Annotated in this window: 19 protein-coding genes and 1 pseudogene; 8 read left to right on the top strand and 12 right to left on the bottom strand. The window is 49.4% G+C overall.

Annotated features, from left to right (window positions below; translation table 11 throughout):
* Window positions 1-64: 64 nt before the first annotated feature.
* Together AC5RDV_RS09100 and AC5RDV_RS09095 are read right to left on the bottom strand one after the other, a co-directional pair.
* A pseudogene (locus tag AC5RDV_RS09100) lies at window positions 65-2,485 on the bottom strand (family 43 glycosylhydrolase); the annotation flags it as partial.
* Window positions 2,486-2,516: 31 nt separating this feature from the next.
* Window positions 2,517-5,762, bottom strand: a complete 3,246-nt coding sequence (locus AC5RDV_RS09095; protein ID WP_282748234.1) for a T9SS type A sorting domain-containing protein — start codon at window positions 5,760-5,762, stop codon at window positions 2,517-2,519.
* Window positions 5,763-6,047: 285 nt separating this feature from the next.
* Here AC5RDV_RS09095 and AC5RDV_RS09090 point away from each other — a divergent pair, with 285 nt between their 5' ends.
* Together AC5RDV_RS09090 and AC5RDV_RS09085 are read left to right on the top strand one after the other, a co-directional pair.
* Window positions 6,048-7,379, top strand: a complete 1,332-nt coding sequence (locus AC5RDV_RS09090) for a nucleobase:cation symporter-2 family protein (protein WP_040603101.1) — start codon at window positions 6,048-6,050, stop codon at window positions 7,377-7,379.
* 21 nt (window positions 7,380-7,400) lie between these two features.
* Window positions 7,401-7,718, top strand: coding sequence for a nitrous oxide-stimulated promoter family protein (locus AC5RDV_RS09085; RefSeq protein WP_282748235.1), 318 nt, complete (start codon window positions 7,401-7,403; stop codon window positions 7,716-7,718).
* 8 nt (window positions 7,719-7,726) lie between these two features.
* On the opposite strand, the gene AC5RDV_RS09080 is transcribed toward AC5RDV_RS09085, so the two are convergent.
* The 6 genes from AC5RDV_RS09080 to kdsB all read right to left on the bottom strand — a co-directional run bounded on the left by AC5RDV_RS09080 (window position 7,727) and on the right by kdsB (window position 14,242).
* A complete protein-coding gene (locus AC5RDV_RS09080; protein WP_282748236.1) occupies window positions 7,727-8,845 on the bottom strand; it encodes a DUF6057 family protein in 1,119 nt (372 codons plus the stop codon).
* A gap of 70 nt (window positions 8,846-8,915) precedes the next feature.
* Window positions 8,916-10,979, bottom strand: coding sequence for an alpha amylase C-terminal domain-containing protein (locus AC5RDV_RS09075; protein ID WP_282748237.1), 2,064 nt, complete (start codon window positions 10,977-10,979; stop codon window positions 8,916-8,918).
* A gap of 27 nt (window positions 10,980-11,006) precedes the next feature.
* A complete protein-coding gene (locus AC5RDV_RS09070; RefSeq protein WP_282748238.1) occupies window positions 11,007-11,468 on the bottom strand; it encodes a NanQ anomerase/TabA/YiaL family protein in 462 nt (153 codons plus the stop codon).
* Window positions 11,469-11,523: 55 nt separating this feature from the next.
* Window positions 11,524-12,330 carry an inositol monophosphatase family protein gene (locus AC5RDV_RS09065; protein ID WP_008629150.1) on the bottom strand — a complete coding sequence of 269 codons (807 nt, stop codon included), beginning with the start codon at window positions 12,328-12,330 and terminating at the stop codon, window positions 11,524-11,526.
* Window positions 12,331-12,341: 11 nt separating this feature from the next.
* A complete protein-coding gene (locus AC5RDV_RS09060) occupies window positions 12,342-13,457 on the bottom strand; it encodes an MORN repeat-containing protein (RefSeq protein WP_008629155.1) in 1,116 nt (371 codons plus the stop codon).
* A 26-nt stretch (window positions 13,458-13,483) separates the two neighbouring features.
* Window positions 13,484-14,242, bottom strand: coding sequence for a 3-deoxy-manno-octulosonate cytidylyltransferase (gene kdsB / locus AC5RDV_RS09055; protein ID WP_282748239.1), 759 nt, complete (start codon window positions 14,240-14,242; stop codon window positions 13,484-13,486).
* Window positions 14,243-14,335: 93 nt separating this feature from the next.
* Between kdsB and AC5RDV_RS09050 the strand changes: the two genes are divergently transcribed.
* Window positions 14,336-14,710 (top strand): 2-amino-4-hydroxy-6-hydroxymethyldihydropteridine diphosphokinase, encoded by a 375-nt coding sequence (locus AC5RDV_RS09050; protein ID WP_282748240.1) that lies wholly within the window; start codon window positions 14,336-14,338, stop codon window positions 14,708-14,710.
* Window positions 14,711-14,758: 48 nt separating this feature from the next.
* Window positions 14,759-15,463 (top strand): SIMPL domain-containing protein, encoded by a 705-nt coding sequence (locus tag AC5RDV_RS09045; RefSeq protein ID WP_282748241.1) that lies wholly within the window; start codon window positions 14,759-14,761, stop codon window positions 15,461-15,463.
* A gap of 363 nt (window positions 15,464-15,826) precedes the next feature.
* Here the strand turns inward: AC5RDV_RS09045 and AC5RDV_RS09040 are convergent, their stop codons facing one another.
* Window positions 15,827-16,087, bottom strand: a complete 261-nt coding sequence (locus AC5RDV_RS09040) for a hypothetical protein (protein ID WP_282748242.1) — start codon at window positions 16,085-16,087, stop codon at window positions 15,827-15,829.
* A complete protein-coding gene (locus tag AC5RDV_RS09035) occupies window positions 16,059-18,386 on the bottom strand; it encodes a transglycosylase domain-containing protein (RefSeq protein ID WP_008629165.1) in 2,328 nt (775 codons plus the stop codon). The genes AC5RDV_RS09040 and AC5RDV_RS09035 overlap by 29 nt, the downstream gene beginning before the upstream one ends.
* Before the next feature lie 178 nt (window positions 18,387-18,564).
* On the opposite strand from AC5RDV_RS09035, the gene pyrB reads away from it, so the two are divergent.
* From pyrB to glyA, 4 genes are read left to right on the top strand one after another with little or no spacing between them, the layout of a single operon-like run.
* Window positions 18,565-19,512, top strand: coding sequence for an aspartate carbamoyltransferase (gene pyrB / locus AC5RDV_RS09030; RefSeq protein ID WP_039865552.1), 948 nt, complete (start codon window positions 18,565-18,567; stop codon window positions 19,510-19,512).
* 17 nt (window positions 19,513-19,529) lie between these two features.
* Window positions 19,530-19,985 (top strand): aspartate carbamoyltransferase regulatory subunit, encoded by a 456-nt coding sequence (gene pyrI, locus AC5RDV_RS09025; protein ID WP_008629168.1) that lies wholly within the window; start codon window positions 19,530-19,532, stop codon window positions 19,983-19,985.
* 11 nt (window positions 19,986-19,996) lie between these two features.
* The gene (locus AC5RDV_RS09020; protein WP_008629169.1) at window positions 19,997-20,566 is read left to right on the top strand and encodes a flavin reductase family protein; all 570 of its coding nucleotides are present in this window, start codon (window positions 19,997-19,999) and stop codon (window positions 20,564-20,566) included.
* Window positions 20,567-20,592: 26 nt separating this feature from the next.
* Window positions 20,593-21,873: a serine hydroxymethyltransferase gene (glyA, locus tag AC5RDV_RS09015; RefSeq protein WP_040603118.1), complete on the top strand. Its 1,281-nt coding sequence runs from the start codon at window positions 20,593-20,595 to the stop codon at window positions 21,871-21,873.
* 74 nt (window positions 21,874-21,947) lie between these two features.
* Here glyA and AC5RDV_RS09010 read toward each other — a convergent pair whose 3' ends face one another.
* Together AC5RDV_RS09010 and tilS are read right to left on the bottom strand one after the other, a co-directional pair.
* The gene (locus tag AC5RDV_RS09010) at window positions 21,948-22,835 is read right to left on the bottom strand and encodes a glycosyltransferase family 2 protein (RefSeq protein WP_282748243.1); all 888 of its coding nucleotides are present in this window, start codon (window positions 22,833-22,835) and stop codon (window positions 21,948-21,950) included.
* Window positions 22,836-22,868: 33 nt separating this feature from the next.
* Window positions 22,869-24,221 carry a tRNA lysidine(34) synthetase TilS gene (tilS, locus tag AC5RDV_RS09005; RefSeq protein WP_282748244.1) on the bottom strand — a complete coding sequence of 451 codons (1,353 nt, stop codon included), beginning with the start codon at window positions 24,219-24,221 and terminating at the stop codon, window positions 22,869-22,871.
* Between the last annotated feature and the right edge of the window lie 122 nt (window positions 24,222-24,343).

The raw sequence follows: 24,343 nt of genomic DNA, 5'->3' as shown, positions 1-24,343 counted from the left end.
AACCGGAGAACAGGGGATTTTTCTGTATGGATGCCGTGGAGACATATTTCCGTTTGTTCTTCTGCCAGTAAGCTTCAAGCTTGTCGGCCTCTTCTGCGGTCAGATGTGCCACAGCCCCATGCTTGGGCGCGTTGAAATTCGTGGATTTCATTACGCCTTCGTTGAAACGTCCTAGATTCTTGAACGTGATGAAGTCCGAAGTTTCGGTAAAGGCGAAATTGTGCGGCGTGATGCTGTATACGTCGTACATCAGCACCCATTTGTCCTCTCCGAGGCGTTTCCATACCGTGGGAGCCTCACAAGATTTCGGTTCAAAGTCGTACCAACGCGGATCGTATTCGTAGCCTCCGTTGATACGATCGGAAACGGCCTGCTTGATACCCGGCTGTCCGTCGTGCGCCACGTAGAAAAGATGGTACTTGTCCCCTACCTTGGTGATGTCGCCGTCGATGGCCGAAACCGTTTCGTCCGGGTATTCGTAGAGCAGTTGAGGCAAGCTCTCGATACGGTCGAAATCATCATTCACATACACGTAATACAGTTTGTTGCGTTCGTCACGGAAGCGCATGGTGTAGTAAATCATCAGTTTGCCCACCCGTTCATCGTAGGCAATTTCAGGTGCCCATGCGCAGCCTATTTCACTCAAACCGGCTGTCAGTTGGTCGAAACGGATGTTGGCGCGTTTCCAGTTTACCAAGTCCCACGACTTCATCAGCACCAGTCCCTTGTTGTTTCCCCAACCGTACATGTTGCGGTCGCGCTCCCACTCCGTTTCGCGGAAACCGTCACGACGGGCAAATACGTGGAGGTCGGTCATGGCCAAATAGAATGCGCCATCCGGGCCACGATAGATATAAGGGTCGCGTATCCCTCTTTGGTAAGCAATCGTATCACCGGCTAAGACAGGTTCCCCGTCGTTCAGGGCCGTGAACGTGTATCCGTCGCGGCTCAATGCCATGTAGAGCCCGTGCGTTTCGTCCTTGTGGAACACCATCAGGTAGGCACTCAAGTCTTTTTCCTGCGGAACGGCGTTTTTATAACGGAACCGGTGGAAAGCCGCTTCACCCTTCCCGATGGAAACCAAGCCTATACGCAAGGCATAGAAACCCTTGTAGGCGTTGTGGTGCATGCCGGACACATCGATGCCTTCGGCCAGTGTGGCCCATTCCTTTCCGTCCTTTCCAACCAAAATGGAGACGTGGTTGCCTTGGTTCTTTATCCGTACCGTGAACTGTCTGCCTAACGTGTTGGGCATTTCTGTCTTTTGTCCGGCGTGCCGGTAGACGGTGAACGTCTTACCGTCCGATACCAGTCCGGCGTATGCTTTTTCGCTATAATAAAGCAGGAGTCCGGCTGTATTGTTTTTCCCGACCGTGACTTCAACTTGTGTTTCATAATTCTTGTCTTCCGCAGTAGCGAGCAACAGTCGGCCGTCTGCTGGAGTCTTGCCTTTGGCTTGCAGCCGCAATGTTTGGTTTTCGAGCGTCACGGCTTTCGGGGCATATTCTTTCCAGAACGTCCATTGTAAGCCCAATACCTTCCCCTTGAAGTCATCGGAAAGTTCCAGGCCGTGAGGGATGGGAGCCTCAGTCTTGGGAAGCGTGCCTGTGGATTTGGCACGGCACCATCCGTCTGGCGTCCACTCGATCGGTTCGATAAGGGTTTGCCGTCCCAACGTATGGTAACCTTTGGCGTATGCGTGGTACACCACCCACCAGTTTCCGTTTACGTCGTCTATCAGTGTGCCGTGCCCTTTAGACCACCAGCTTTCCCTTTCACTGTAAGTATGCACCAACGGGTTGAACGGAGAGTTTTCCCACGGACCGAGTACGCTTTTCGAGCGTGCCGTCACGACCATGTGACTGGTGCCCGGTCCGGCAGTTCCGCCTTCGGCCGACGTGAGGTAATAATACCCGTTGTGGTAATTCAGCTTCGGAGATTCCAGGTACATGCCTTCTGTTCGCCAGTTCCGGGGATAGGGCCAACCGTCGTAGACCTTTTTTACCTCGCCCACCGTAGACAATCCGTCGTCGGAGAGCTGCACGACTTTGCCTTCGGAAAGATAGAGGTAACGTTTTCCATCCGCATCGACCACATGTCCGGGGTCGATGCCTTTCACCTTTAAATCTACCGGTGTGCTCCACGACCCGAGGATGTCGTCTGCCCATATCACCCAATTCGTCCCTGCGGCCGGATAATAGATATAATACCTATTATTATATTTCACCAAATCCGGTGCCATGGCCGAGCCTTCCCATTGTGCCATGGCACGGCATACCGGTTCCCAATGTTCCAAGTCTTGGGAATGCCAGATCAGGAAGCCCGGCGCATAATAAAAAGGAGAATGCGTCATGTAGTAATCCTTCCCGTCGCGCAAGATGGAGGGATCGGGATAGTCTCCGGCAAGGATGACTTTGGGAAAGTCCTTCGCTGACGAATTCCATACCATGAGAAAGAACAGGAACAATGAAATAACTTTTTTCATAAAATCATGTTTGGGTTTGTGATGTGATACATTATTTAACAATATACTTTTTACCATCTACAATATAGATGCCTTTACGCAACCCTCTCAACGCATCCGTGCGTTTCACGCTTTGGCGAACCATGCGTCCGGTCAAGTCGAATACATCCACTTCGTCCTTTCCATCAGGATTACCATTTGAAATGCCGTGGATATTATCACCCTTGTTCTGTCCGACATAATAGAGGCGGAAGTTGTCTGCCCACCAGTATTGCCCGTTGCCTCCTACGACTCCGGTTCCCCGTACACCGATGACTACCGTACCGTTTTCCACATACACCTCCGGGATGACCGTGGTCGTGGAAAGTGCCCCTTGGGCTACGTCCCATTTGTCCTTATCCCCGTTGAAAGGCGCATCCGTGAAAACGCTGTCCGAATACACATAGACCGTACTATCAGCTCCTGTACCACTTTCAACAGTTTCAATATCAATTTGGCGTGTCAAGGCAAACAGTTGGATAAGTTCAGGCTGTTTTGTGCAATAAGTTGCGGCTTCTACACGATAAGCACCGTCTGGTAAAGCCACTTTACCTTCTTGGTTTCCCATATTGCCCAACACTTGGGAATAAACATTGGGTGTGCCGATATTATGTGCGGCATTTCCGGACCAACTCCAACAACTCAGCCATGTATCACCTGATAACTGGTCGGTTCTGGCCGGAGAATCCGCAGTACTCGTGCACTCCCAACCGTTGACGAGGGTGTTTATAGGGGAACCGTTTTCATCCGTCGCGTTTTGATAGACATTCGGGTTCACAATGAAACTGGTCATATCCAACGGATGATCCACACTCACTCCTGCCAATACTTCCGGAGTCATTGCTTCCACGCATGCCATCTTCAAAGCCTCCGTATTCATGTCGGCATCGATTTCGTCGAAATCATCGTTTTTCAATAATTCCACCACAGCCTTATAGGCTTCATTATCAGACAAACCACCGATTTGGTCTGCCAAGGTTTTGGCTTTGGCCATAGGATAGCACAAAGCTATGGAGGCTCTTAAAGTTTGCATACAGCCGTTAAGGGTTTCTATTTTGGTCTTGATTCTTTCATCCAAATAGTTATCCCAACTCATGTCTTCGGCATAAACCATAGCGTCTTCCAAAGCAACCGAGAAATCAGCCGTAGGTTTAGGCTGGGCGTATGCAAGCCCGTCTCTTATCTGGGCATCCAAAGCAGAACCTTCGCTTAACAGCGGTGTGATGGTCTTATAGTGCTTTATGATACTGTCAGCTTCTGCATTCAAATCATCCAAGTCTTCAATAGCCATTTTAAGTTCCTCTACGGTGGCATGTCCTATCAATGACGGATAACCTTCCTGCTCATCCAAAGCAATTCCATAAGTATCGCTGTCGTCAATTCCTATTTCTACTATCACCCCATGCTTTGAATATGCTGAATCCAAACGGACTTGTAAGCGGTCGCGGTAGGCACTGATTACATCTTTCTTTATGTAATAAAGGCGGAAATTATCCGCATTCCAATCCTTTCCGTTCCCGGTTACGGGGCCGTCGCAAACGACACCGATGTACAGTTTACCGTCACGTACCTCAAAACTGGACACTTCGGTCGTGGTACCGAATGTCTCGCTGGCGTTGTCATAAAGTGCCTTGTCAGCATTCACCTCGGCAAAAGCAAAATCCATACTGTCGGTAGAGGCATACAAATGCACACTGGACGGTTCCGTATTGGTCCACGTGGCGGCTTTCAGTGTATACAGGCCGTCCGGTAGCTTGACGGCACCATCCGAATCGCCTCCTATCAGTTGGCTGTAATTGGATCCCGTAAGGCGGCTTCCTGTCCAACTGTTACATATCAATCCTTTGTTACCTGTGCCTTCCGGAGTGGTATACCATTTTCCATCGGCACTCCCTTTCTGGCACTTCCAACCATCAGGCGGTGTCATTTCAGACGTTTTTTGGTAAATATTGGGATTGGTGATGAAACTGGTAAGTTCTATCGGATTCTCATCAGAAGCTCCTTCCAAAAATTCCTCTGTCATGGCTGGGAGACATACTGCATTCAGCGAAGAAGTCGCAGCAGCGGCTACATCATACGTAATTTCTTCCTTACCGGAGAGCAAAGTTTCCACTTGGGCATAAGCTTCGTTGCCTTCCAATCCACCTATCCTGTCGGCCAAATCCTTTGCCTTTTGCAGGGAATATGCCAAACTGATGAACGTAGTGGCTTTCGCCGTGGCGGCTTCCATATCGGCAATACCTTGTTCCACACCGTCTTTCACTTCGTTCAATGTAGATAGTTGTAATATGCTTTGGGCCGCTTCAATTCCATTTTTCAAGTCCGCCCTCACGGCATCTGCAACCTGATAAACACCGCTTTCCATTTTGCCGTATATATCCTGTGCCCTTGCGATGCTGTTACGTAAAGTTGCCCCATGGGTACACAAGGTTTGGGCCAAAGCCGTATGCTCTTCTATAATGACGGTAGCTTGTGCGATTTCGCTTTCAGGGGTGGAAGCATTATATTCCTTATACTTATCGATTATCGATGACAATTCTTGAGAAGCTGTAATCCCCAAGACCTGAAGAGAATCCTGTAGGAACTCCAACTTGTTGAGCTTTACGGCAAAAGCATCGAAAGCCGTACCTTCAATGTACAGTTTAAAATTGTCCCAACAAGTCCATGTCCCTCCGGCATTGGTGGTAATGGCGATACCCATTAGCATTTCCTTCCCTTCGTTCACGGTGAAAGTAAGTTCGTTCCAATAACTTTCCGGATATTTTTCACAATAGGCATGCATGCCTTCCATCCCGTCCGGCCATCCGTTTCTTTGGTTTGCCACGCTCCCATCTTTCGCTTCGCTATAAAGCGATTTCATTTTTACAGAATCCGTCCCGGCAAACAAGTAAGCCTGAATGACCTCCGTCCCGGCTTCATAACCGGCACCGTTGTCATTTCCACCCGCACGGTAAAAACCTTGCACTGCCAATTTGTATTTTCCGGCTTTCAGGCCCATGACTTTTTGGGAGGCCGAATTTTGTGATTGGTAAAGCTCTGCATTCTGGAACGTTGCATTTACCGCAGGAAGTATGGTTCCGGATTCCCACCCTTCGTTCGTACCGGTGGAGAAATCTGCGTTCACGATGTACGTATCTGTTACATCAATCCAATTTTGCGCGGAAAGCATGCCGCTGACGGCCAATGCCATGGCAAAAGTAGCCACCCCCCGCCGTGTATCCCGCAAAGGGCTACTCTTAAAAAAGTCTTTCTTCTTCATAACGAAATTCAAGGTTCTATTAGTTTTACCGTAAGACGCAGCAGAACCGATATAACTGCGAGACCGGACTGTTTTCTAGATAGTTTTATATATAGGACGAATGATGGGATGAAAATACCTAATTGGACCTCGAAATTTTAACATTTGACTCGAAATGCCTATTAATTATCAGGAGAAAGCGAAACAGGCATACTTCCTTTACTGTTTTTTTCGTACCTTTGCGCCCAAATTATGAAGTTAGGCTGTTTTCCTACATATAAATCAAACATACACAAGAAGAAACCAATGGAAGAATCAAACAAATCCGAATTAAAAACAGAGTTGATATACGGGTTGAACGATCGGCCGCCTTTACGCGAAACTTTATTTGCAGCTCTGCAACATTTATTGGCCATTTTCGTGGCTATCATCACCCCACCGCTTATCATAGCCGGAGCTTTGAAGTTGGACATCGAGACGACCAGTTTTCTGGTTTCCATGGCATTGTTTGCTTCCGGCGTATCCACGTTTATACAGTGCAAGCGAATCGGAGGTATCGGTACGGGATTGCTGTGCATACAGGGCACGAGCTTTTCTTTCATCGGTCCTATCATCTCTGCGGGGCTGACCGGAGGTCTTCCCGTTATTTTCGGGGCTTGCATGGCGGCCTCTACAGTAGAAATGTTGATTAGCCGCTTATTGAAATATACCCGTAAAATCATTACGCCGTTGGTTTCCGGTATTGTCGTGACGCTGATTGGCATGAGCCTTATCAAAGTGGGGATTACGGCCTGCGGAGGCGGTGCGGTGGCCAAAAGTAACGGGACTTTCGGCAGCTTTGAACATGTCGGCCTGGCGGCTTTGGTTCTGTTGCTGATTATTTTCTTCAACAGGAGCTCGAACCGTTACTTGCGTATGAGCTCGATTGTCATCGGACTTGTCATCGGTTATGCGGTGGCTTGGTGTATGGGGTTGGTGGACTTTTCTTCGGTACAGAGTTATGGAGGGTTCAATATACCTGTACCTTTTAAATACGGCTTGTCTTTTGACTGGTCGGCTTTTATCGCTTTGGGACTGGTGTATTTGATTACGGCGATTGAAGCCTACGGCGACATCACGGCCAATTCACTCATCTCGGGAGAGCCGGTAGAGGGAAAGACGTTCGTGAAACGGGCTTCCGGAGGGATTTTGGCCGATGGTTTCAATTCCATGTTGGCCGGAGTGTTCAATTCCTTCCCCAACTCAGTCTTTGCCCAAAATAACGGGATGATACAGTTGACTGGAGTAGCGAGCCGTTACGTAGGATATTATATCGCAGGATTCCTTGTCTTGCTAGGACTTTTCCCGGCCGTGGGTCTGGTGTTCTCCTTGATGCCTGAACCTGTATTGGGCGGTGCCACGCTGTTGATGTTCGGCACAGTGGCTTCCGCCGGAATCCGCATTATTGCAGCCCAGACCATCGACCGCAAAGCCACGTTGGTGATGGCATTGAGTTTTTCTTTGGGATTAAGTGTGGAATTGGTGCCCGAGATTCTTTCACAACTTCCGGAAACGGTGAGAAACATATTCTCGTCCGGAATCACGACCGGTGGTGTCACAGCTATTTTGGCCAATGCCTTGATTCGCATTAAAGAATAGGTAGAAAGGAAAAGAACGGCTTTGGGCAAGGGTAAAAACAACCGGATAGAGGAAGAGCAGCGTACGGTAGAATTGATGATTCGTCTCTACTGTCGCTACAAGGAAGGCAACAGGACTTTATGTCCGGAGTGCCGTGAAATGTTGGATTATTCCCGTGCACGTCTATCACGGTGTTCCTTTCAGAAAGATAAGCGTACGTGCCGTCTTTGCACCATACATTGCTACCGTCCGGACATGAAGCGACGCATCCGGAAAGTGATGCGATATGCAGGTCCGCGTATGTTATGGTATCATCCCCTGATTGCTTTGCGGCATTTATGGCGGGAATATAGGGGATAAAGCTACGATTATTCAGAAGGTTTTTGATAATAATAATACCACCAATACGTATTTCCGTACATGCGCCGGCATTGGTTCGAGCGTTCCGTCGCATGGGTATATTGCATACCGTAGTGGAGGAAGTCGTTCAGATTTGTTTCTATTACGCTGTTTTTGTACGTAATGGCCGGAGTGGTATGCAAACGGTTATATAGAATGAGAGCCTCTTTGTAATGTAACGGGAGGTTGTCGTTCACTTCATGGCAACGTGGTAGTACGGTGACAAAAGCATCAAGGTTCTTGTCCAACAGATAGGCGCAGAGCAAATAATCTTTTGCGGCAGCAGTGGCCGAAGGCCGTTGTGACAGAAGCTCGAGAAACTGAGTGTTGTCTTTCATATTTTTCCCCGGCTTCCCCCCTAAATGTTTGTATAAGGCCTTTGTCCAATCATGAGCGTAGGTTGTATCAGAAAAACTGGGCAACAGCCCTTGGCTACCATTATATTGAGGAAAATCGAAAAGCTTCTCGCCTAAAAGGTTCTCACGGCTTAGTGCAAACATTCTCATGGCAGTCAGGCTCCGGTCTGCCTGTAATGATTTGGCTCCTACTTGCAACGCCAATGAGTCCTGCCCTTCGACGAGGCATCTCTCGGCTTTGAGCCGATAGTGGTATACATCTTTCGTATTGGCTATGCTGTTTACCATGCAGAACTGCAACGCAAGCCATAGGAAATTCACCCAAAGGAAGGAAAAAGCATTCTGTTTTCCGTTTTTACGGTCCGGGAAATGCAGGGCTGTCCATGTCACAAGGATATACAGAAAAATGCAGACCGTGAGCCATATCCAATTAGTGGATAATTGCACATTCCATCCCGTTTGAGGAACAATGGACGTAAGCAATCCCAACACGACGCACGACGGGAAATAATAGAGCGCATGGAAACGCAACGGATATACCATTATCCGCCGAAAAACTCCCTGCAATAGCAGTAGCAGAAGGGTAATGACGACCGCTCCCCACAACGGAGAATAAACGGTCTGCCCTTTCGACAACAAATGTTGTGCGGTAGCCAATAAGTCAGCCTGCATCACAAACAGGTAAAGCAGGGAGAACAAGGTGAAAAGAGAACCGCATACCCATGAAATCATGCGTGCGGTTCTTTTCTTATATGTCGGTTTGTACATCCGGAATCCAGTTTCAGTTTATTTGTTTTTACTCTTATTCATTTTCCGTCTTTTTATCTTCTTGCGCCCGACGGAGTACCATGGCGGAACGTGCCGGAAGATAGAGTTTGAGCCATCCCTTTCCATCCCGGGCCAGAAGCGGGTCGAAGTTGGTCAAGTGGCGGAGGCTGTCATCATTCAATCCGTGTCCGCCGAATGCCGGGGCATCAGTGTTCAGCACCACGTCGTAAGCCCCTTGAGGCACCATGAAGCCGTAATCCGTATACGAACGGGCATAGCTGAAGTTAAAGACAAATATGAGGTCATTACGGCTATAGGCCAATACCTGGTCGCCATCGTTATGCCAGATTTCCGTCACGGGAGATTTCTGGATATTTTTCTCCTTGCCAATAATATCAAGCATTGCTTTGTCGAAATCGCCTAAGTAATGATAGCACAACTCTTTATTGTCTACAAGATTCCACTGTCTCCGTGCATACTTGTGACTCCATCCGTTACCTTCACGCGGAAAATCAATCCACTCCGGATGACCAAACTCATTACCCATGAAATTCAGATAACCGCCGTTGATGGTGGAAGCCGTAAGCAGGCGAATCATTTTATGCAAGGCTATACCGCGTTCTACAGCGTAGTTTTCATCTCCTTTTTTGAAGTGCCAATACATGTCGGCATCTATCAAGCGGAAAATGATAGTCTTGTCGCCCACCAAAGCCTGGTCGTGGCTTTCACAATAAGATATGGTCTTCTCGTCAGCCCGTCGGTTCGTTACTTCCCAGAACATGCTGCTGGGTTTCCAGTCCTCGTCCTTCTTTTCCTTGATGGTCTTTATCCAATAGTCGGGAATGTTCATGGCCATGCGGTAGTCGAACCCGTATCCGCCGATTTTGAACGGGGCAGCCAATCCCGGCATGCCGCTCACTTCCTCAGCTATGGTAATGGCTTTGGGGTTGACTTCGTGAATCAGCACATTAGCCAACGTCAGATAACAGATGGCATTGTCGTCCTCATGCCCGTTGAAATAATCCCCATAGTTGCAGAACGCCTCGCCCAACCCGTGGCTGTAATAGAGCATAGACGTGACACCGTCGAAGCGGAAACCGTCGAAATGGTACTCGTCCAACCAGAATTTGCAGTTGGACAATAGGAAGTGCATGACCTCGTTCTTGCCATAATCGAAACACAAACTGTCCCAAGCAGGGTGTTCACGCCGTCCGCCCGAATAGAAGTACTGGCAGGGGTCACCGGCAAAGTTGCCCAGGCCTTCCACTTCGTTCTTCACGGCATGGGAGTGCACGATATCCATAATCACGGCGATGCCCCTTTTATGGGCCTCGTCGATGAGCTGCTTTAGTTCCTCCGGCGTACCGAAACGACTGGAAGCGGCAAAAAAACTCGACACATGGTAGCCGAAACTTCCGTAGTAAGGATGTTCCTGTATGGCCATGATTTGTATGCAGTTGTACCCGTCTGCAGCGATGCGGGGCAGCACGTTTTCACGGAATTCATTGTAAGACCCTACTTTCTCCGCATCTTGCGCCATGCCGATGTGGCATTCATAAATCAGCAAGGGAGCCGTATTGGGGCGGAAAGTCTTCTTTTTCCATACGTAGGGCTGTTCGGGTGCCCAGACCTGTGCACTGAAGATTTTGGTCTGTTCGTCTTGCACCACGCGGCGGCACCATGCCGGAATACGTTCGCCGCATCCGCCTTCCCAATGTATTTTCAACTTGTAAAGGTCGCCGTGCTTGAGGGCTTTGCCGCGCAATTTGATTTCCCAGTTGCCGGTGTCCTTTATCCTTTTCAACTGGTATTTCGGCGATTCCTTCCAATCATTGAAATCGCCTATCAAATAGATTTCGGTGGCATGGGGCGCCCATTCGCGGAACACCCACCCCGTAGCCGTGCGGTGCAGGCCGAAATATAAGTATCCCGAAGCGAAGTCCGACAAAGAGCATTTCCCATTCTGCGTGAGTTCTGCGATTTTGTCTTCCGCATGCCGGTGGCGACCCACGATAGCGGCTTCATAATCTTTCAGCCAAGGGTCGTTTTTAATGATGTCCAAAGTCTTTGGACTTGACTTTACTGTTGATTTTGCCATAATAAGAATAGAATTAAGGTGTTATTTTTATTGTTGGTTCCAATCATCCGATACCGGAATTTTAAAGACGGCTTTCTTCAAAGCTGTCGGTGTTACGCCCGGCGCGTGTGCGTCTTGCGGGAAAAAGATGGCAAACATGCCTTTCTTTACGGTGACGAAATTTCCAGGGCACTCTTTATAGAATGAAATGTCTTTGGTTTCATCGTATGGTGTAGGCTGCAATTCTTTTAAGGGGGAATATCCCATGGTTTCATCGCCCGTGAGAGGTATTTGTATGTCTACCATTTTCCTGTGCGATTCGAGAACGGCTTGGGAAGAAGCCTTTGGAGGGACGGTCTGCACGTTTACGAAGCATCCGTCGGCATCCCATTCAAAGCGTCCTTCCGGTAAAGCTTGCAAATCGTGGCTTTCCAAAAAGCCGATGACCGTCTTCAATGTAGGGAGAAGACGGGTATAATCTTTCAGGTGCGCTATGTCATCGATAATCATAATGTCAGGGGTTTATCGTTCTGTCGGTGCAAATATAGACGTTTGTACGAATATCTCATTCATTTTTCAGTAACTTTTTATGCCTTTGGAGCACTTTCAAGAGATCTTCATGCACTTTTCCGTTCGAGGCGAACACTTCCTTGGCCCCGAGGCAATCAGGATTGCCGTCAAATCCAGTCATTTTACCACCTGCTTGTTTCAGGATGATGTACCCCGCCGCAATATCCCATGGCCCTATGAAAGCCTCCACGCGGGCTTCAAAGCGCCCGGCTGCAATATAGCAGATTTCTGCGGCGGCCGCGCCCATAAGCCGCAGCCCTCCCACATGGCCGTACAAGTCTTGTATGAGGCCGAGGGCGAAAGAGCGGTAGTTCTCTGCTTTATATGGGAACCCTAATTCAATGAAAGATTGGTCGAGCACACTTTGGTCGCTGACGTATATCTCCTTGCCGTTCAAATAAGCCCTACTGTCTTTGTTGGCCCAAAAGAGTTCTTCACGGCCGCACTCGTACACTACGCCCAACAGTATTTCCTCACGGTTGCGCAAGGCAATGCTCACGCAATACGGCATGCAGTCATGAATATAATTGCTCGTCCCGTCCAAGGGATCCACCACCCAACAATATTCCTGTTCTTCCAACGAACCGGACCCTTCTTCGGCAATAAAACCGGCTTCGGGGAGCAATTCATGCAACCTCTCCACGATATGTTTTTCAGATGTCTTGTCCACGTACGACACATAATCATGTGCCGCTTTCTGCTCTACACGGCTACGGTCAAAAGAAAGCCGTTCTTTTTTTAAAAACTCACCGGTCTGTCTGGCCAGTTTCTTGACTTCCTCGGTCAGAAAATCCAAGTCCATTTATGTTCCTCCTATTTTACTATCACTCCGTGGCTGTACTCTCCTTTTTGGACTATATTGCCGTCCTTGTCTTTCATCACGAAAGGGCCGTCTTTCTCATTGTCCTTGAAGTTTCCTTCGAAGCGCATACCGTTTTCATCCTCCATGATGCCGGGGCCGTTCTTCTCTCCGTTCTTGAACATTCCCTTGAACTTCGAGCCGTCTGTCATACGCAAGATGCCTTCCCCGTCCATTTGTCCGTCTTTCCAGTTCCCTTCGTAGGTGTCGCCGTTGCTCCACACGTATTTTCCCTGTCCGTCGCGTTTGTTGGCTTTCCACATGCCGGTGTACGATGCGCCGTTGTGCCACGTGAACGTGCCTTTACCGTCTTGGAATCCGTTCTTGAACTGGCCGACGTACTTGTTGCCGTTGGCAAAAGTGAAAATGCCTTCACCGGTACGTTCGCCCTGTACGTAACCGCCTTCATATTGGTCGCCATTGTGGAATTTGTACACTCCCTTCCCGTGCTGCACGTCGTCCACCCATTCTCCGGTATATTTGTCCCCGTCGGCATAGTTGAACGTACCTTTGCCGTTGCGTTGGTTGTCTTTCCACATGCCGTCGTACCATGAACCGTCGTTCCAGTCGAAGATGCCTTTGCCGTTTTTTTGGTCATTGCTCCATTCTCCCCGGTAGAATGCCCCGTTGGCGTATTTATATTCCCCGTAACCTTCCCGCTTGTCGGCTTCCCAATTACCTTTATACACGTCTCCGTTGTAATAGTACATGGTGCCCTGTCCCTGTTGGAAGTCGCGGAACCACAAGCCTTCGTATTTATTGTTGTTCATGAAATAATATATGCCATGCCCGTGTTGTTGGTCTTGAAACCATTCGCCTTCGTATTTTTCTCCGTCAGGAAATTTATACACGCCGTATCCTTGGCGTTTGCCTTTCACGTATTCGCCTTCGTAAGAGTCCCCGTTTTTGAAGTGGGTAATGCCTTTGCCGTAGGGTTTGCCTTTGAACAGTTCCCCCTGGTATTCCGCACCGTCTTTAAAAGTATAATTTCCTATTTTGATTTCTTGGGCGTAGCCTTGCAGGGCAGGCCATAACAAAACTATGCCGAAGAGTTTGTGTTTCAATCCCATTGCCGTATTGTATGTATTTGAATGTGTTATCGTTTGCTCCTGTTCTTCAGGAAAGCTTCGGCCGCTTCGAGGTCGGCCGGCGTGTCGATGCCGATGGTTTCTATTTCACTGGTGCCCACCTTGATGGTGTAACCGTTTTCCAACCACCGTAATTGTTCCAACGATTCGGCCAGCTCCAACGGTGATTGCGGCAGGGAGGTGAGTTCTTTCAACACATCGGCCTTGTAAGCATACAAGCCGATATGCTTGTAATACACATGCCCCTTCAGCCACTCCGTTTTATCCTTGTTGCGTTGGTAAGGAATGATGGAACGGCTGAAATAAAGGGCCTGCATCCGGCGGTTGACCACCACTTTGGGCGAGTTGACGTTTTCCAAGGCAGACCAACCGTCGGCTGACGTGAAAGGCTTCACCAAGGTGGCGATTTCCGTTTGCGGGTCTTCAAAACAAGCCTTTACGGCATCCAACTGCTGCGGTTGGATGAAAGGTTCGTCGCCCTGGATGTTGACGACCACGTCGTATGGTTTGCCCTGCGATACGTAAGCCTCATAGCAGCGGTCCGTGCCGCTCTTGTGGTCTGCGCGGGTCATGACGGCCTTGCCGCCGAATCCTTCTACAGCCTTGAGAATCCGTTCGTCATCGGTGGCCACGAGCACATCGTCCACCGCGCCGGCCACTTGCTCGTACACCTGTTGGATGACAGTCTTGCCGCCCAACATGGCCAAAGGCTTGCCCGGAAATCTCGTGGAAGCATATCGTGCCGGAATAATCCCTATGTAATTCATTTTTTAGCTATTAATAAAGTATACCATACAAAAATACAAAAAGATTTTGTAAGGGAGGGTAAAACTCCCTATTTTTGTGGATAAAAAGAACGGATGAAGAAATGTTTCATAGGATTGGGCAGCAATGAATGCACGGCGGCACGGCTTTTGGCAGCGCAGTCCGACTTGCGCATGTCGTTTCCCGGCATCGTGTTCAGTCGCTTGGTGCGGACTGCCCCTGTGGCCTTCGATTCGCCCCGCATGTTTTACAATCAGGTGGCTTGTTTTACTACTCCGCTCACGGCATCGCAAGTCCGCGAATGCCTGAAAAAGATAGAACGTGACCATGGGCGTACACCGGACGATAAGTCGCGAGGCATCGTGAAAATAGACATCGACCTGCTGTGTTACGACGGGGAATTACTCAAACCGGAGGACTGGCAGCGGGGTTATGTCCGCGAGGGGGTAGCGGAACTGGCCTTTTCCTGAAGGACGGAATGCCTACGTATATTTCAAATCATAAAAACAAAAAAGCGTATGAGAACAAGACTTTTATTCATGCTGCTCCTGGCCGGTTGGGCATGGGGCGTGGTGCAGGCCGTTACTGACGAAGGGCGTTACATTGAAGTGACCGGTACTTCCGAGGTGGAAATCGTACCGGATGAGATACATTACATCATCGAAATCAAGGAATATTTTGCCGAAGAATTCGACGGCAAATCCAAAGAGGAAGATTACCGTACGAAGGTACCCTTGGCCCGGATAGAGGAAGGGTTGCGGAAAACACTCCGGGAAGCCGGTGTCCCGGACGAAGCCGTGCGCACACAGGAAATCGGTGACTATTGGCGCGAGAGCGGACGGGAGTTCCTCGTTTCCAAGCGGTTTGACCTCACGCTGACCGACTTCAAGCAAATCGACCGCATTGTCCGGCATGTGGACACCAAAGGCATCCATACGATGCGCATCGGTGAGTTGAAGAACAAAGACATGCAGCTTTACCATCAAAAAGGGAAAATAGCCGCCTTGATGGCCGCCCGGAAGAAAGCCGCTTATTTGGTTGAGGCATTGGGCCAAAAACTTGGAGGAGTGGAACGCATCATTGAAAATGGAAACAACGGCCTTTCTCCCATGTTCACGGCACAAAGCAACGTAAGTTCTTCCGACGCGGCTTCTTTCGATGGCTTTCGAACGATTAAGAACCATTATTCCATGTCGGTTCGTTTTGAAATTTTGGATGAATGACCATTGGCATATTGTCAGAATGTCAAATCCGGCCACACGAGAATCGCGTGCATGTGGGCAGGGCAAGCCTACGAAGATTTTGAGCGATTCTCGCGAGTTTTGCCCGATTCAAAAAGAAAGAAAAACGTGGTCGTGCCTGTCATTTGGCTAGGACTGGTAGTGCGTCTTGCCGCATGGTGAGCCGTTCCGAGTAAGCCGGTTGGGACTTTCCGGGTACAGGATGCCGCAGTGCCCTTGTCGGACGAATAAGAGCTAATAAATTCGCCATGCGCAGAAAAAGCCGGTAAAAAAGGCCGTGGAGCAGGTCTTCGCTTTGATATTCGGACGTGCGTTTTCCAATCTGCGCCAAGTGAAAAATCGCTTTCAGCCGAACGATTTTCCGTTTGGCGCAGAATGAATTGATTCTTGCCACGAAAAAACGAAAAAAACTCCGGTTGTCGCCTCTCTGACAACGGCATCATAATCGGACGGCCCCGAAAGGGAAGCTTTTTTCCATGCTTCGCCTTCGGGGCCGTCTTCATGATTTGCGTCTTTAGGAATGACTTTATGCTTCTTTTTTAAGGTTTTTGGTGACACTTTGTCCGCATGCCATGGCTTATTCAAAAACCTCGTCGATGCCGCCATATTCCTCCACCGGTGCCTCTTCTGTCAGGATGGTGTCCTGGCAAGGGTCGAACCCTTCGGGAATGCTGAACTTCTCGTCGGGGGAATATCCCAAGTCTTTGTCTTTATATACCTTTTGGAAGAAATAGGCGCAGACGGGCAAAGCCGAAGAGGCTCCCTGCCCGTACGTCATGCTGTTGAAATGGATGTCGCGGTCTTCGCCGCCCACCCAACAACCGGCGGAAAGCGACGGCGTGAAGCATACGAACCAACCGTCGGAGTTCCGGTTGGTGGTTCCCGTCTTGCCTCCCATGTCTGCGTTGACATGGTAACGGAAACGCATGCGTCCGCCCGTACCTCCGTTCATTACGCCTTGCAGCATGATAATCATTTTATAAGCGCTTTCCTCGCTGATGACTTCCGTCATGCGGGGTTGGAACTCCCCTACCACATTCCCTTCGTTGTCTTCTATCCGCGACACGAAAAGGGGAGCCGTGCGGATGCCGCGGTTGGCAAAGGCGGTATATGAACTGACCATCTCTGCCACGGAGATTTCACAAGGACCGAGGCACAGCGACATGGAAGGATGGATGTCGCGGTTGAGCACGCCGAACTCGTGAATCAGCCGTACCAAGGCCGACGGACTGAGGCGGCTCATCAGGTAGGCAGAAATCCAGTTGTTAGACTGGGCCAGTCCCCATTTCAACGTAACCATTTCCCCGTATCGGGAGCGGCTGCCGTTGCGGGGAGTCCAAGGCTTTCCGGCCACGATATACGTCTGTTGCACGTTCGGCGCAAGGTCGCAGGGCGACATGCCGTTTTCCATGGCTAGCGTATAGAGGAATGGTTTGACGGTAGACCCGACCTGGCGTCGGCCCACTCCGGCCATGTCGTATTGGAAATAGCGGTAATCCGGTCCGCCCACGTAGGCTTTCACGTATCCCGTGCGGGTGTCCATGCACATGAATCCTGCACGCAGGAAACTTTTGTAATAGCGGATGGAATCCATTGGTGTCATGATGGTATCCACTTCGCCGTGGTAAGAGAAAACGGTCATTTCTTGTGGCGTGTTGAACGACTTTTTGATGTCTTCTTCGCTAGCTCCGTTTTTCTTCATGGTGATATAGCGCTCGCTTTGTTCCATCGAACGGCGCATGATTTTTTCCACCTCCTTAGTAGAAAGTTGGTTGGAGAACGGACGTGTCGTCTGGTGACGTTTTTCTTTGTCGAAGATGGGCTGCAGGTAACCGGCCACATGCTCTTCCACGCTTTCTTCCGCATATTGTTGCATGCGTGAGTCGATGGTGGTGTAGATTTTCAGGCCGTCCGTATATAGGTTATAAGGCGTACCGTCCTTTTTCCGGTTCTTGTTGCACCACCCGTATAAAGGGTCGGTTTCCCATGCCAACGAATCCTCATAATATTTTTGGTCTTGCCATGAAGCATAATCGCTTCGGTCGGGTTCTTTGGCCATCAGCATCGTGCGCAGCCGTTCGCGCAGGTAAGTGGCCAGTCCTTCTTTGTGGTCCACGCGGTGGAAACGCAGCCCGATGGGTTCCAACTTGTGCAGCTCGGCATCTGCCTTGCTCAAATAACCGGCCTTGACCATCTGGTCCAGTACCACGTTGCGTCGCTCACGGCAACGTTCCGGTTTCCGCACCGGATTGAAATAAGACGGGTTTTTGCACATGCCGATAAGCGTCGCCGCCTCACATACCGAAAGGTTCTGCGGTTCTTTGTTGAAGTATGTGCGGGATGCCGTCTTGATGCCCACGGCATTATGCAGGAAGTCGAAATAGTTGAGGTACATGGTGATGATTTCCTCCTTGGTATAGTACCGTTCCAACTTGACTGCAATCACCCACTCTATGGGTTTCTGCAAGGCACGCTCCATCGTGCTCTGCGCCACGTCGCTATAAAGTTGTTTGGCCAGTTGCTGCGTAATGGTACTTCCTCCCCCGGCATTGCTTTGCCCAAGGATACCACGCTTTACCACGGCCCGCGCCAAAGCACGGTAGTCGATGCCCGAATGATCATAAAAGCGCTCGTCTTCCGTGGCCACCAACGCCTTGACCAACCAAGGGGAAAGGTCGTCGAAGCCCACGAAAATACGGTTGGCCCGGCTGTACGACCAGGTACCCAGAAGTTTGCCGTCGGCCGAAACGGCCTGTGACGCGTATTTGTTGACGGGGTTTTCTAATTGATATAAGTTCGGCATGTATCCAATCCATCCGTGCCAGATGGCGTAAAAAGCCAAGGAAACTGCACTGACGCAAAGAAACAAAATCACCCACAAAGTGATTACAAACTTCTTCCTCATAAATCTTTTTCTTTCATTTATCAAAGTGGCAAAGTGCAAAATTACAAATAAACTTTATAATAGGCTGTTTATTTGTGGAAAAGTTAACGAAATGATGCGCACTCCTCTCTCGTTCCACTTTTTTTATGTAACTTTGAAAGCTGAAGAAATTCTATATATAAGCAAAAAGAAATCCGAAATGGAAAACAGGAGTTTGGTGACTATTGCAGACCATTCCAAGGAAAAGATCATGTATCTGCTCAGAATGGCCGGAGAATTTGAGAAACATACCAACCGCAAGCTGTTGGAGGGTAAAGTCGTGGCTACTTTGTTTTTTGAACCGTCTACGAGGACACGGTTGAGTTTTGAAACGGCAGCTAACCGTTTGGGAGCGCGCGTCATAGGGTTTACCGACCCGAAAGTGACCAGTTCCACCAAGGGCGAAACCCTGAAAGACACCATCATGATGGTAAGCAATTATGCCGATTTGATTGTCATGCGGCATTATCTGGAGGGGGCGGCCCGTTATGCTTCCGAGGTGTCTCCGGTGCCCATTATCAATGCGGGTGACGGGGCCAACCAACATCCTTCGCAGACCATGTTGGACCTTTATTCCATTTATAAGACGCAAGGCACGCTTGACAACTTGCAAATTTATATGGTTGGTGATTTGAAATACGGACGCACTGTACACTCTTTGCTGATGGCCATGCGTCATTTCAACCCTACGTTTCATTTCATTGCCCCCGAAGAGCTGAAGATGCCGGACGTGTACAAGCAGTATTGCGACATTCATCATATAAAATATGTGGAACACACGGACTTTACCGCCGATACCATTGCCGGGGCGGACATTCTCTACATGACCCGTGTACAAAAGGAGCGGTTTACCGACCTGATGGAGTATGAACGGGTGAAGGACCTCTATCTGCTCAAACTTTCCATGTTGAAGAAAGCCAAGGACAATATGCGTATCTTGCATCCGCTCCCCCGCGTGAACGAAATCGAGTACGCCATCGACGATGACCCGCACGCTTATTATTTCGAGCAGGCCCACAACGGCCTGTTTGCGCGGCAGGCTTTGATATGCGACGCCTTGGGGCTGACCTTGGACGATGTGATGAACGACCGGACGATTATTGACTAAAATACCGTAAGCATACAATGAAGAGACAAGAACTTTTGGTGGCCGCGCTTGAAAGCGGTACGGTGATAGACCATATTCCATCCAGCAAGCTCTTTGAGGTGGTCAACTTGCTCCACCTCGAACAGATGAAGACTTCCATTACTGTGGGCTACAACTTGAAGAGCAAGAAAATGGGACATAAGAGCATCATCAAAATTGCGGGCAAGTTTTTCTCGGACGAAGAACTGAACCAGTTGGCCGTGGTGAGCCCGAACGTGACCTTATGTATTATAAAGGACTATGAGGTCGTGGAGAAAAAGGAAGTCGTTTTGCCCGAAGAACTGAAAGGTATCGTGAAGTGTGCCAATCCCAAGTGCATTACGAACAACGAACCGATGAAAACATATTTTCATGCCGTACCGGGCAAGGAAGGTGTGCTTCGTTGCCATTATTGTAATAAAGAGGTGGATTTGGACCACGTTAAACTGGTGTAACCCTTTGGGCTATGAAGCAAGACTGGAAACCCGGAACTATGATTTATCCCCTGCCCGCCTTGTTGGTCAGTTGTGGCAGCACGCCGGAGGATTATAATTTGTTCACCGTGGCGTGGGCAGGAACCATTTGCACCAATCCGGCCATGTGCTACATCTCCGTACGACCGGAACGGCATTCTTACGCGCTTATCAAGCAAAGCATGGAGTTTGTCCTCAACCTGACTACCGAAGACATGGCGTACGCCACGGATTGGTGCGGCGTGCGTTCGGGGCGCGATTACCGTAAATTCGAGGAAATGAAGCTCACTCCGGGAAAGGCCCGCATGGTGGCAGCCCCCATCGTGGAGGAATCGCCGCTGAACATAGAGTGCCGTGTGAAAGAGGTTGTATCTTTAGGGTCGCATGACATGTTCATCGCGGAAGTACTGAATGTGAAAGCCGATGAGCGTTATTTGGACGAGCAGAGCGGGAAATGGAGCCTGGACGCCAGTCACCCTTTGGTTTACCTCCACGGGGCTTACTATGGCTTGGGCAGGAAAATCGGTAAATTCGGTTGGAGCGTGGAGAAAAAGAAAGAATGAAATCCAATTATTTAAAGTCAATAAAAATGAAAACAGACACAACAGTATTTGATTTGATTGAAAAAGAGCACCAACGGCAGCTCAAAGGAATCGAACTCATCGCATCGGAGAATTTCGTGAGCGACGAAGTGATGAAAGCCATGGGGTCTTGGCTGACGAACAAGTACGCCGAGGGATATCCGGGAAAGAGGTACTACGGAGGCTGCCAGGTGGTGGACGAAGTGGAGAGCTTGGCCATCGAACGGGTATGCAAACTGTTCGGTGCCGAGTACGCCAATGTGCAGCCCCACTCGGGAGCGCAGGCCAATGCTGCGGTATTTTTGGCATGCCTGAAGCCGGGTGACACCTTCATGGGCTTGAATCTGGACCACGGAGGCCATTTGTCCCATGGTTCGGCTGTGAATACTTCCGGTATCCTCTACCATGCCATCGGTTACAACCTCAACAAGGAAACCGGCCGTGTGGATTACGACGAGATGGAGAAACTGGCTCTTGAACATCGCCCGAAAATGATTATCGGCGGCGGTTCGGCTTACAGCCGCGAGTGGGATTATGCCCGCATGCGTGAGATTGCCGACAAGGTTGGTGCCATATTCATGGTAGACATGGCACATCCGGCCGGTTTGATTGCAGCCGGACTGTTGGAGAATCCGGTAAAGTATGCCCATATCGTGACTTCTACCACCCACAAGACATTAAGAGGTCCGCGCGGGGGTATCATCCTGATGGGTAAAGACTTCGACAACCCTTGGGGATTGAAGACTCCGAAAGGCGAGGTGAAGAAAATGAGCCAACTGCTCAACAGTGCCGTTTTCCCCGGTATCCAGGGTGGCCCGTTGGAGCATGTGATTGCCGCCAAGGCCGTGGCTTTCAACGAGGCGTTGCAACCCGAATTCAAGGAATGGGCCAAACAGGTACAGAAGAATGCCAAGGTTTTGGCCGATGAACTGATGAAACGCGGTTTCGACATCGTAAGTGGCGGAACAGACAACCACTCCATGTTGGTGGACTTGCGTAGCAAATATCCCGACTTGACGGGCAAGGTGGCCGAAAAAGCCTTGGTAGCAGCCGACATTACGGTGAACAAGAACATGGTGCCGTTCGACAGCCGCAGTGCGTTCCAGACTTCCGGCATCCGTTTAGGTACGCCGGCCATTACGACACGTGGGGCAAAAGAAGATTTGATGGTACTGGTTGCCGAGTTGATAGAAAAGGTATTGAATGCGCCGGAAGATGAGAATGTCATTGCCGATGTGCGCAAGCAGGTGAACGAAGTGATGGCAGGTTATCCTTTGTTTGCTTATTAAGAAATACGAATTGTCGAGAATAAGACTGAAAAAGAACCGGACTCCTGTAACCCTTATGGAGTCCGGTTCTTTTTTTATTTCCCTCCCTTAGCAAAGTTGCAATAATAGCCTATTTTATAAAAGGCAAAGAAATACAGGTTGGGATGCCTGCCATACAAGTTCCGTCGTAACATCGGTTCGCACAGGCGAAACAACAGGAATACAAAAGAAACAAGATGCAATCGTTGGAGAATGCCGTACAGGCGCAGCATCTCCGAAGACCCCTCCAACTTCTTGCGGTGCACATAGAGCGTCCGTAATGACTCCTCCGTCTTTCGCAACACGTTGAGGTTCGTATCTAAGCCACAGTTCATCAAAGGATTGTCGATATGCAGGATTTTGATGCCTTCTTTTTTTAATGCCAATCCGAATAAAGTGTCTTCATGCCCGTAGTGCGTGATGGTTTCATCAAAAGGATGTTTGAGGAACGTTTCGCGGAGAATCATGAAATTAAACGTGCGGAAGACTTTGTAGGGGTGCAAAGCCCGTTTTTCGGCAGTGAAGTGAGGTTCGGCGTTTTTTTCGTAAAGATATGCCAAAGAAACCTCTGGTGACGGAAGCTGTTCCGGATGCACCAAGCCTCCGTAAACGACTTCAGCCGCATTACGCACAGCCATGTACCGGGACAGGAAGTCGCTACCGACCACCGACGCATCACAATCCATAAAAATAAGGTAGTCATATCGGGCGAGGTGCCCCAAGATATTGCGGATACGCGAACGACCCACGTTTTCTTGTAATTCGATATATTTACAGCCGGGAATGCCGTTGATTTTACGGTTTTCACGCTTAAAGGCTTCCTCCGAAGCATCGTCAGCCACTAATATTTCGTAAGGGCATTCCAGTCTTTCAGCCTGTTGTTGCAAGTCGGTCACCAATTTAACGCACACGTAGTTATACGTCGGAATCAAAATGGAAAGCATATTCTGTTTTATGGTATTTCGGTTTTCAAAACTTTATGAGGCCTGCGGGGTTCTTTGGCATTGTATGATGAGTACATGGTTCGTCTTGTCATCTATCCGGAAACGGTTGTCGCTCCGTTCGTTGACCAACCAAGCGATGTGCTCTCCGCTACATACGACTAACTGCCTTTCTTTTTCAAACAGGTTTTTCAGGCAGTTTGTCAGGTAGTCGCTTACCAATTTCTGCCCCGTCATGCCGAAAGGGACAAAACGGTCCCCTTCTTGCACGAGCCTCACCGTTATGGGATATTCTATTTTGTCCAGGTCCAGGCACACCGTATCCTTGCTTCGAGGTATCGTAAAATGCCGGTCATAATGCACCCTGCGAATGAGGAAGGTAAGGTCTTGTGTTACTTTCACACATCCTTCCAATGGAAGGACATGGCACAAACACTTGTATTGTTCGTCTTTACGGCTAAGCACAAGCGTTTTTCGGTCCCGAAGCAACCGCCATTCATGGCTTTCATAAACTTTTCCGGAACAACCATCCAAGTGGTCGAAAATCTCTTCCGCCTGCACGCTGTTGAAACCGTACGCGGACAGCAGTTCAAAGAGCACGGTGCGCGCGGCAGGAACAGCCTTCAAGGCTTGTATGTCGATACGGTCATTCCGGCATATACGCGCCTTCAAATCCTCTACGGCCATATTATATAAGGTATAGGCATCTTCCAGATGGCGTATCGTGCCTTGTAAGGTGTCGAGGATGGACGGGTTCACGGTTTTCAGCATCGGCAAGAACTCCAGACGGATTTTGTTACGGACGGCTTCCGTTTCCAAGTTCGTGCTGTCCGTGACGTAAGGCTGTCCTTTCCCGGCCAAATATCGTTCGATTTCTTTCCGGTTCGTGTCCAACATCGGGCGTATGACATAACCGTTATGGTAGCGCATGCCCGTCAAGCCTTTCAGCCCCGTGCCGCGGACCAGATGCAACAACAGTGTTTCCACGTTGTCGTCACGATGGTGTGCCACAGCAATTTTATCAAACCGCCAGTCTGCACGAAGCTCTTCAAAATATCCATAACGCAATTCACGTGCGGCCATTTCTATGCTGATACCTTTTTGACGGGCGTACGCCGCCGTGTCGAAATCTTTCGTATGCAAACGTATGGACCGTGAACGGCATAAATCGCGCACGAATTTCTCATCACGGTCGGACTCCTCCCCGCGCAGATGAAAATTACAGTGCACGGCTTCGCAATGGAAACCGGCCTGTTGCAGCACCAATAGCAAAGCCACGGAATCGGCTCCTCCACTCAAGGCCACAAGTATCTTGTCATCCGGTCCAACCAACTGGTGCTCCCGGATACACGACATGACACTGTCATAAAAAAATTCTTCCTTCACCATATCCTCTTGTCTAAAACAAACAAACCCGTTGCAGGAGTATGCAAAGATAACAAATAAGCCTTAAAAATTAGCGATAGAAGTATTTTATTCTGTCGTTCCCTGTTCTCTTTTTCATAATATAA

The organism is Paraprevotella sp. (assembly GCF_986071375.1).
This window is presented reverse-complemented; position numbering and strand designations above follow the sequence as displayed.

What these genes read in the sequence shown, in the direction of transcription:
- AC5RDV_RS09060 (WP_008629155.1), bottom strand. Translation starts at nt 13,457, where the DNA reads ATGGGATTGAAACACAAACTCTTCGGCATAGTTTTGTTATGGCCTGCC.
- glyA (WP_040603118.1), top strand. Translation starts at nt 20,593, where the DNA reads ATGAAAACAGACACAACAGTATTTGATTTGATTGAAAAAGAGCACCAA.
- AC5RDV_RS09095 (WP_282748234.1), bottom strand. Translation starts at nt 5,762, where the DNA reads ATGAAGAAGAAAGACTTTTTTAAGAGTAGCCCTTTGCGGGATACACGG.
- tilS (WP_282748244.1), bottom strand. Translation starts at nt 24,221, where the DNA reads ATGGTGAAGGAAGAATTTTTTTATGACAGTGTCATGTCGTGTATCCGG.
- AC5RDV_RS09065 (WP_008629150.1), bottom strand. Translation starts at nt 12,330, where the DNA reads ATGGACTTGGATTTTCTGACCGAGGAAGTCAAGAAACTGGCCAGACAG.
- pyrI (WP_008629168.1), top strand. Translation starts at nt 19,530, where the DNA reads ATGAAGAGACAAGAACTTTTGGTGGCCGCGCTTGAAAGCGGTACGGTG.
- AC5RDV_RS09045 (WP_282748241.1), top strand. Translation starts at nt 14,759, where the DNA reads ATGAGAACAAGACTTTTATTCATGCTGCTCCTGGCCGGTTGGGCATGG.
- AC5RDV_RS09080 (WP_282748236.1), bottom strand. Translation starts at nt 8,845, where the DNA reads ATGATTTCATGGGTATGCGGTTCTCTTTTCACCTTGTTCTCCCTGCTT.
- AC5RDV_RS09075 (WP_282748237.1), bottom strand. Translation starts at nt 10,979, where the DNA reads ATGGCAAAATCAACAGTAAAGTCAAGTCCAAAGACTTTGGACATCATT.
- AC5RDV_RS09040 (WP_282748242.1), bottom strand. Translation starts at nt 16,087, where the DNA reads ATGGCGGCATCGACGAGGTTTTTGAATAAGCCATGGCATGCGGACAAA.
- AC5RDV_RS09035 (WP_008629165.1), bottom strand. Translation starts at nt 18,386, where the DNA reads ATGAGGAAGAAGTTTGTAATCACTTTGTGGGTGATTTTGTTTCTTTGC.
- AC5RDV_RS09020 (WP_008629169.1), top strand. Translation starts at nt 19,997, where the DNA reads ATGAAGCAAGACTGGAAACCCGGAACTATGATTTATCCCCTGCCCGCC.
- pyrB (WP_039865552.1), top strand. Translation starts at nt 18,565, where the DNA reads ATGGAAAACAGGAGTTTGGTGACTATTGCAGACCATTCCAAGGAAAAG.
- AC5RDV_RS09010 (WP_282748243.1), bottom strand. Translation starts at nt 22,835, where the DNA reads ATGCTTTCCATTTTGATTCCGACGTATAACTACGTGTGCGTTAAATTG.
- AC5RDV_RS09050 (WP_282748240.1), top strand. Translation starts at nt 14,336, where the DNA reads ATGAAGAAATGTTTCATAGGATTGGGCAGCAATGAATGCACGGCGGCA.
- AC5RDV_RS09070 (WP_282748238.1), bottom strand. Translation starts at nt 11,468, where the DNA reads ATGATTATCGATGACATAGCGCACCTGAAAGATTATACCCGTCTTCTC.
- AC5RDV_RS09090 (WP_040603101.1), top strand. Translation starts at nt 6,048, where the DNA reads ATGGAAGAATCAAACAAATCCGAATTAAAAACAGAGTTGATATACGGG.
- kdsB (WP_282748239.1), bottom strand. Translation starts at nt 14,242, where the DNA reads ATGAATTACATAGGGATTATTCCGGCACGATATGCTTCCACGAGATTT.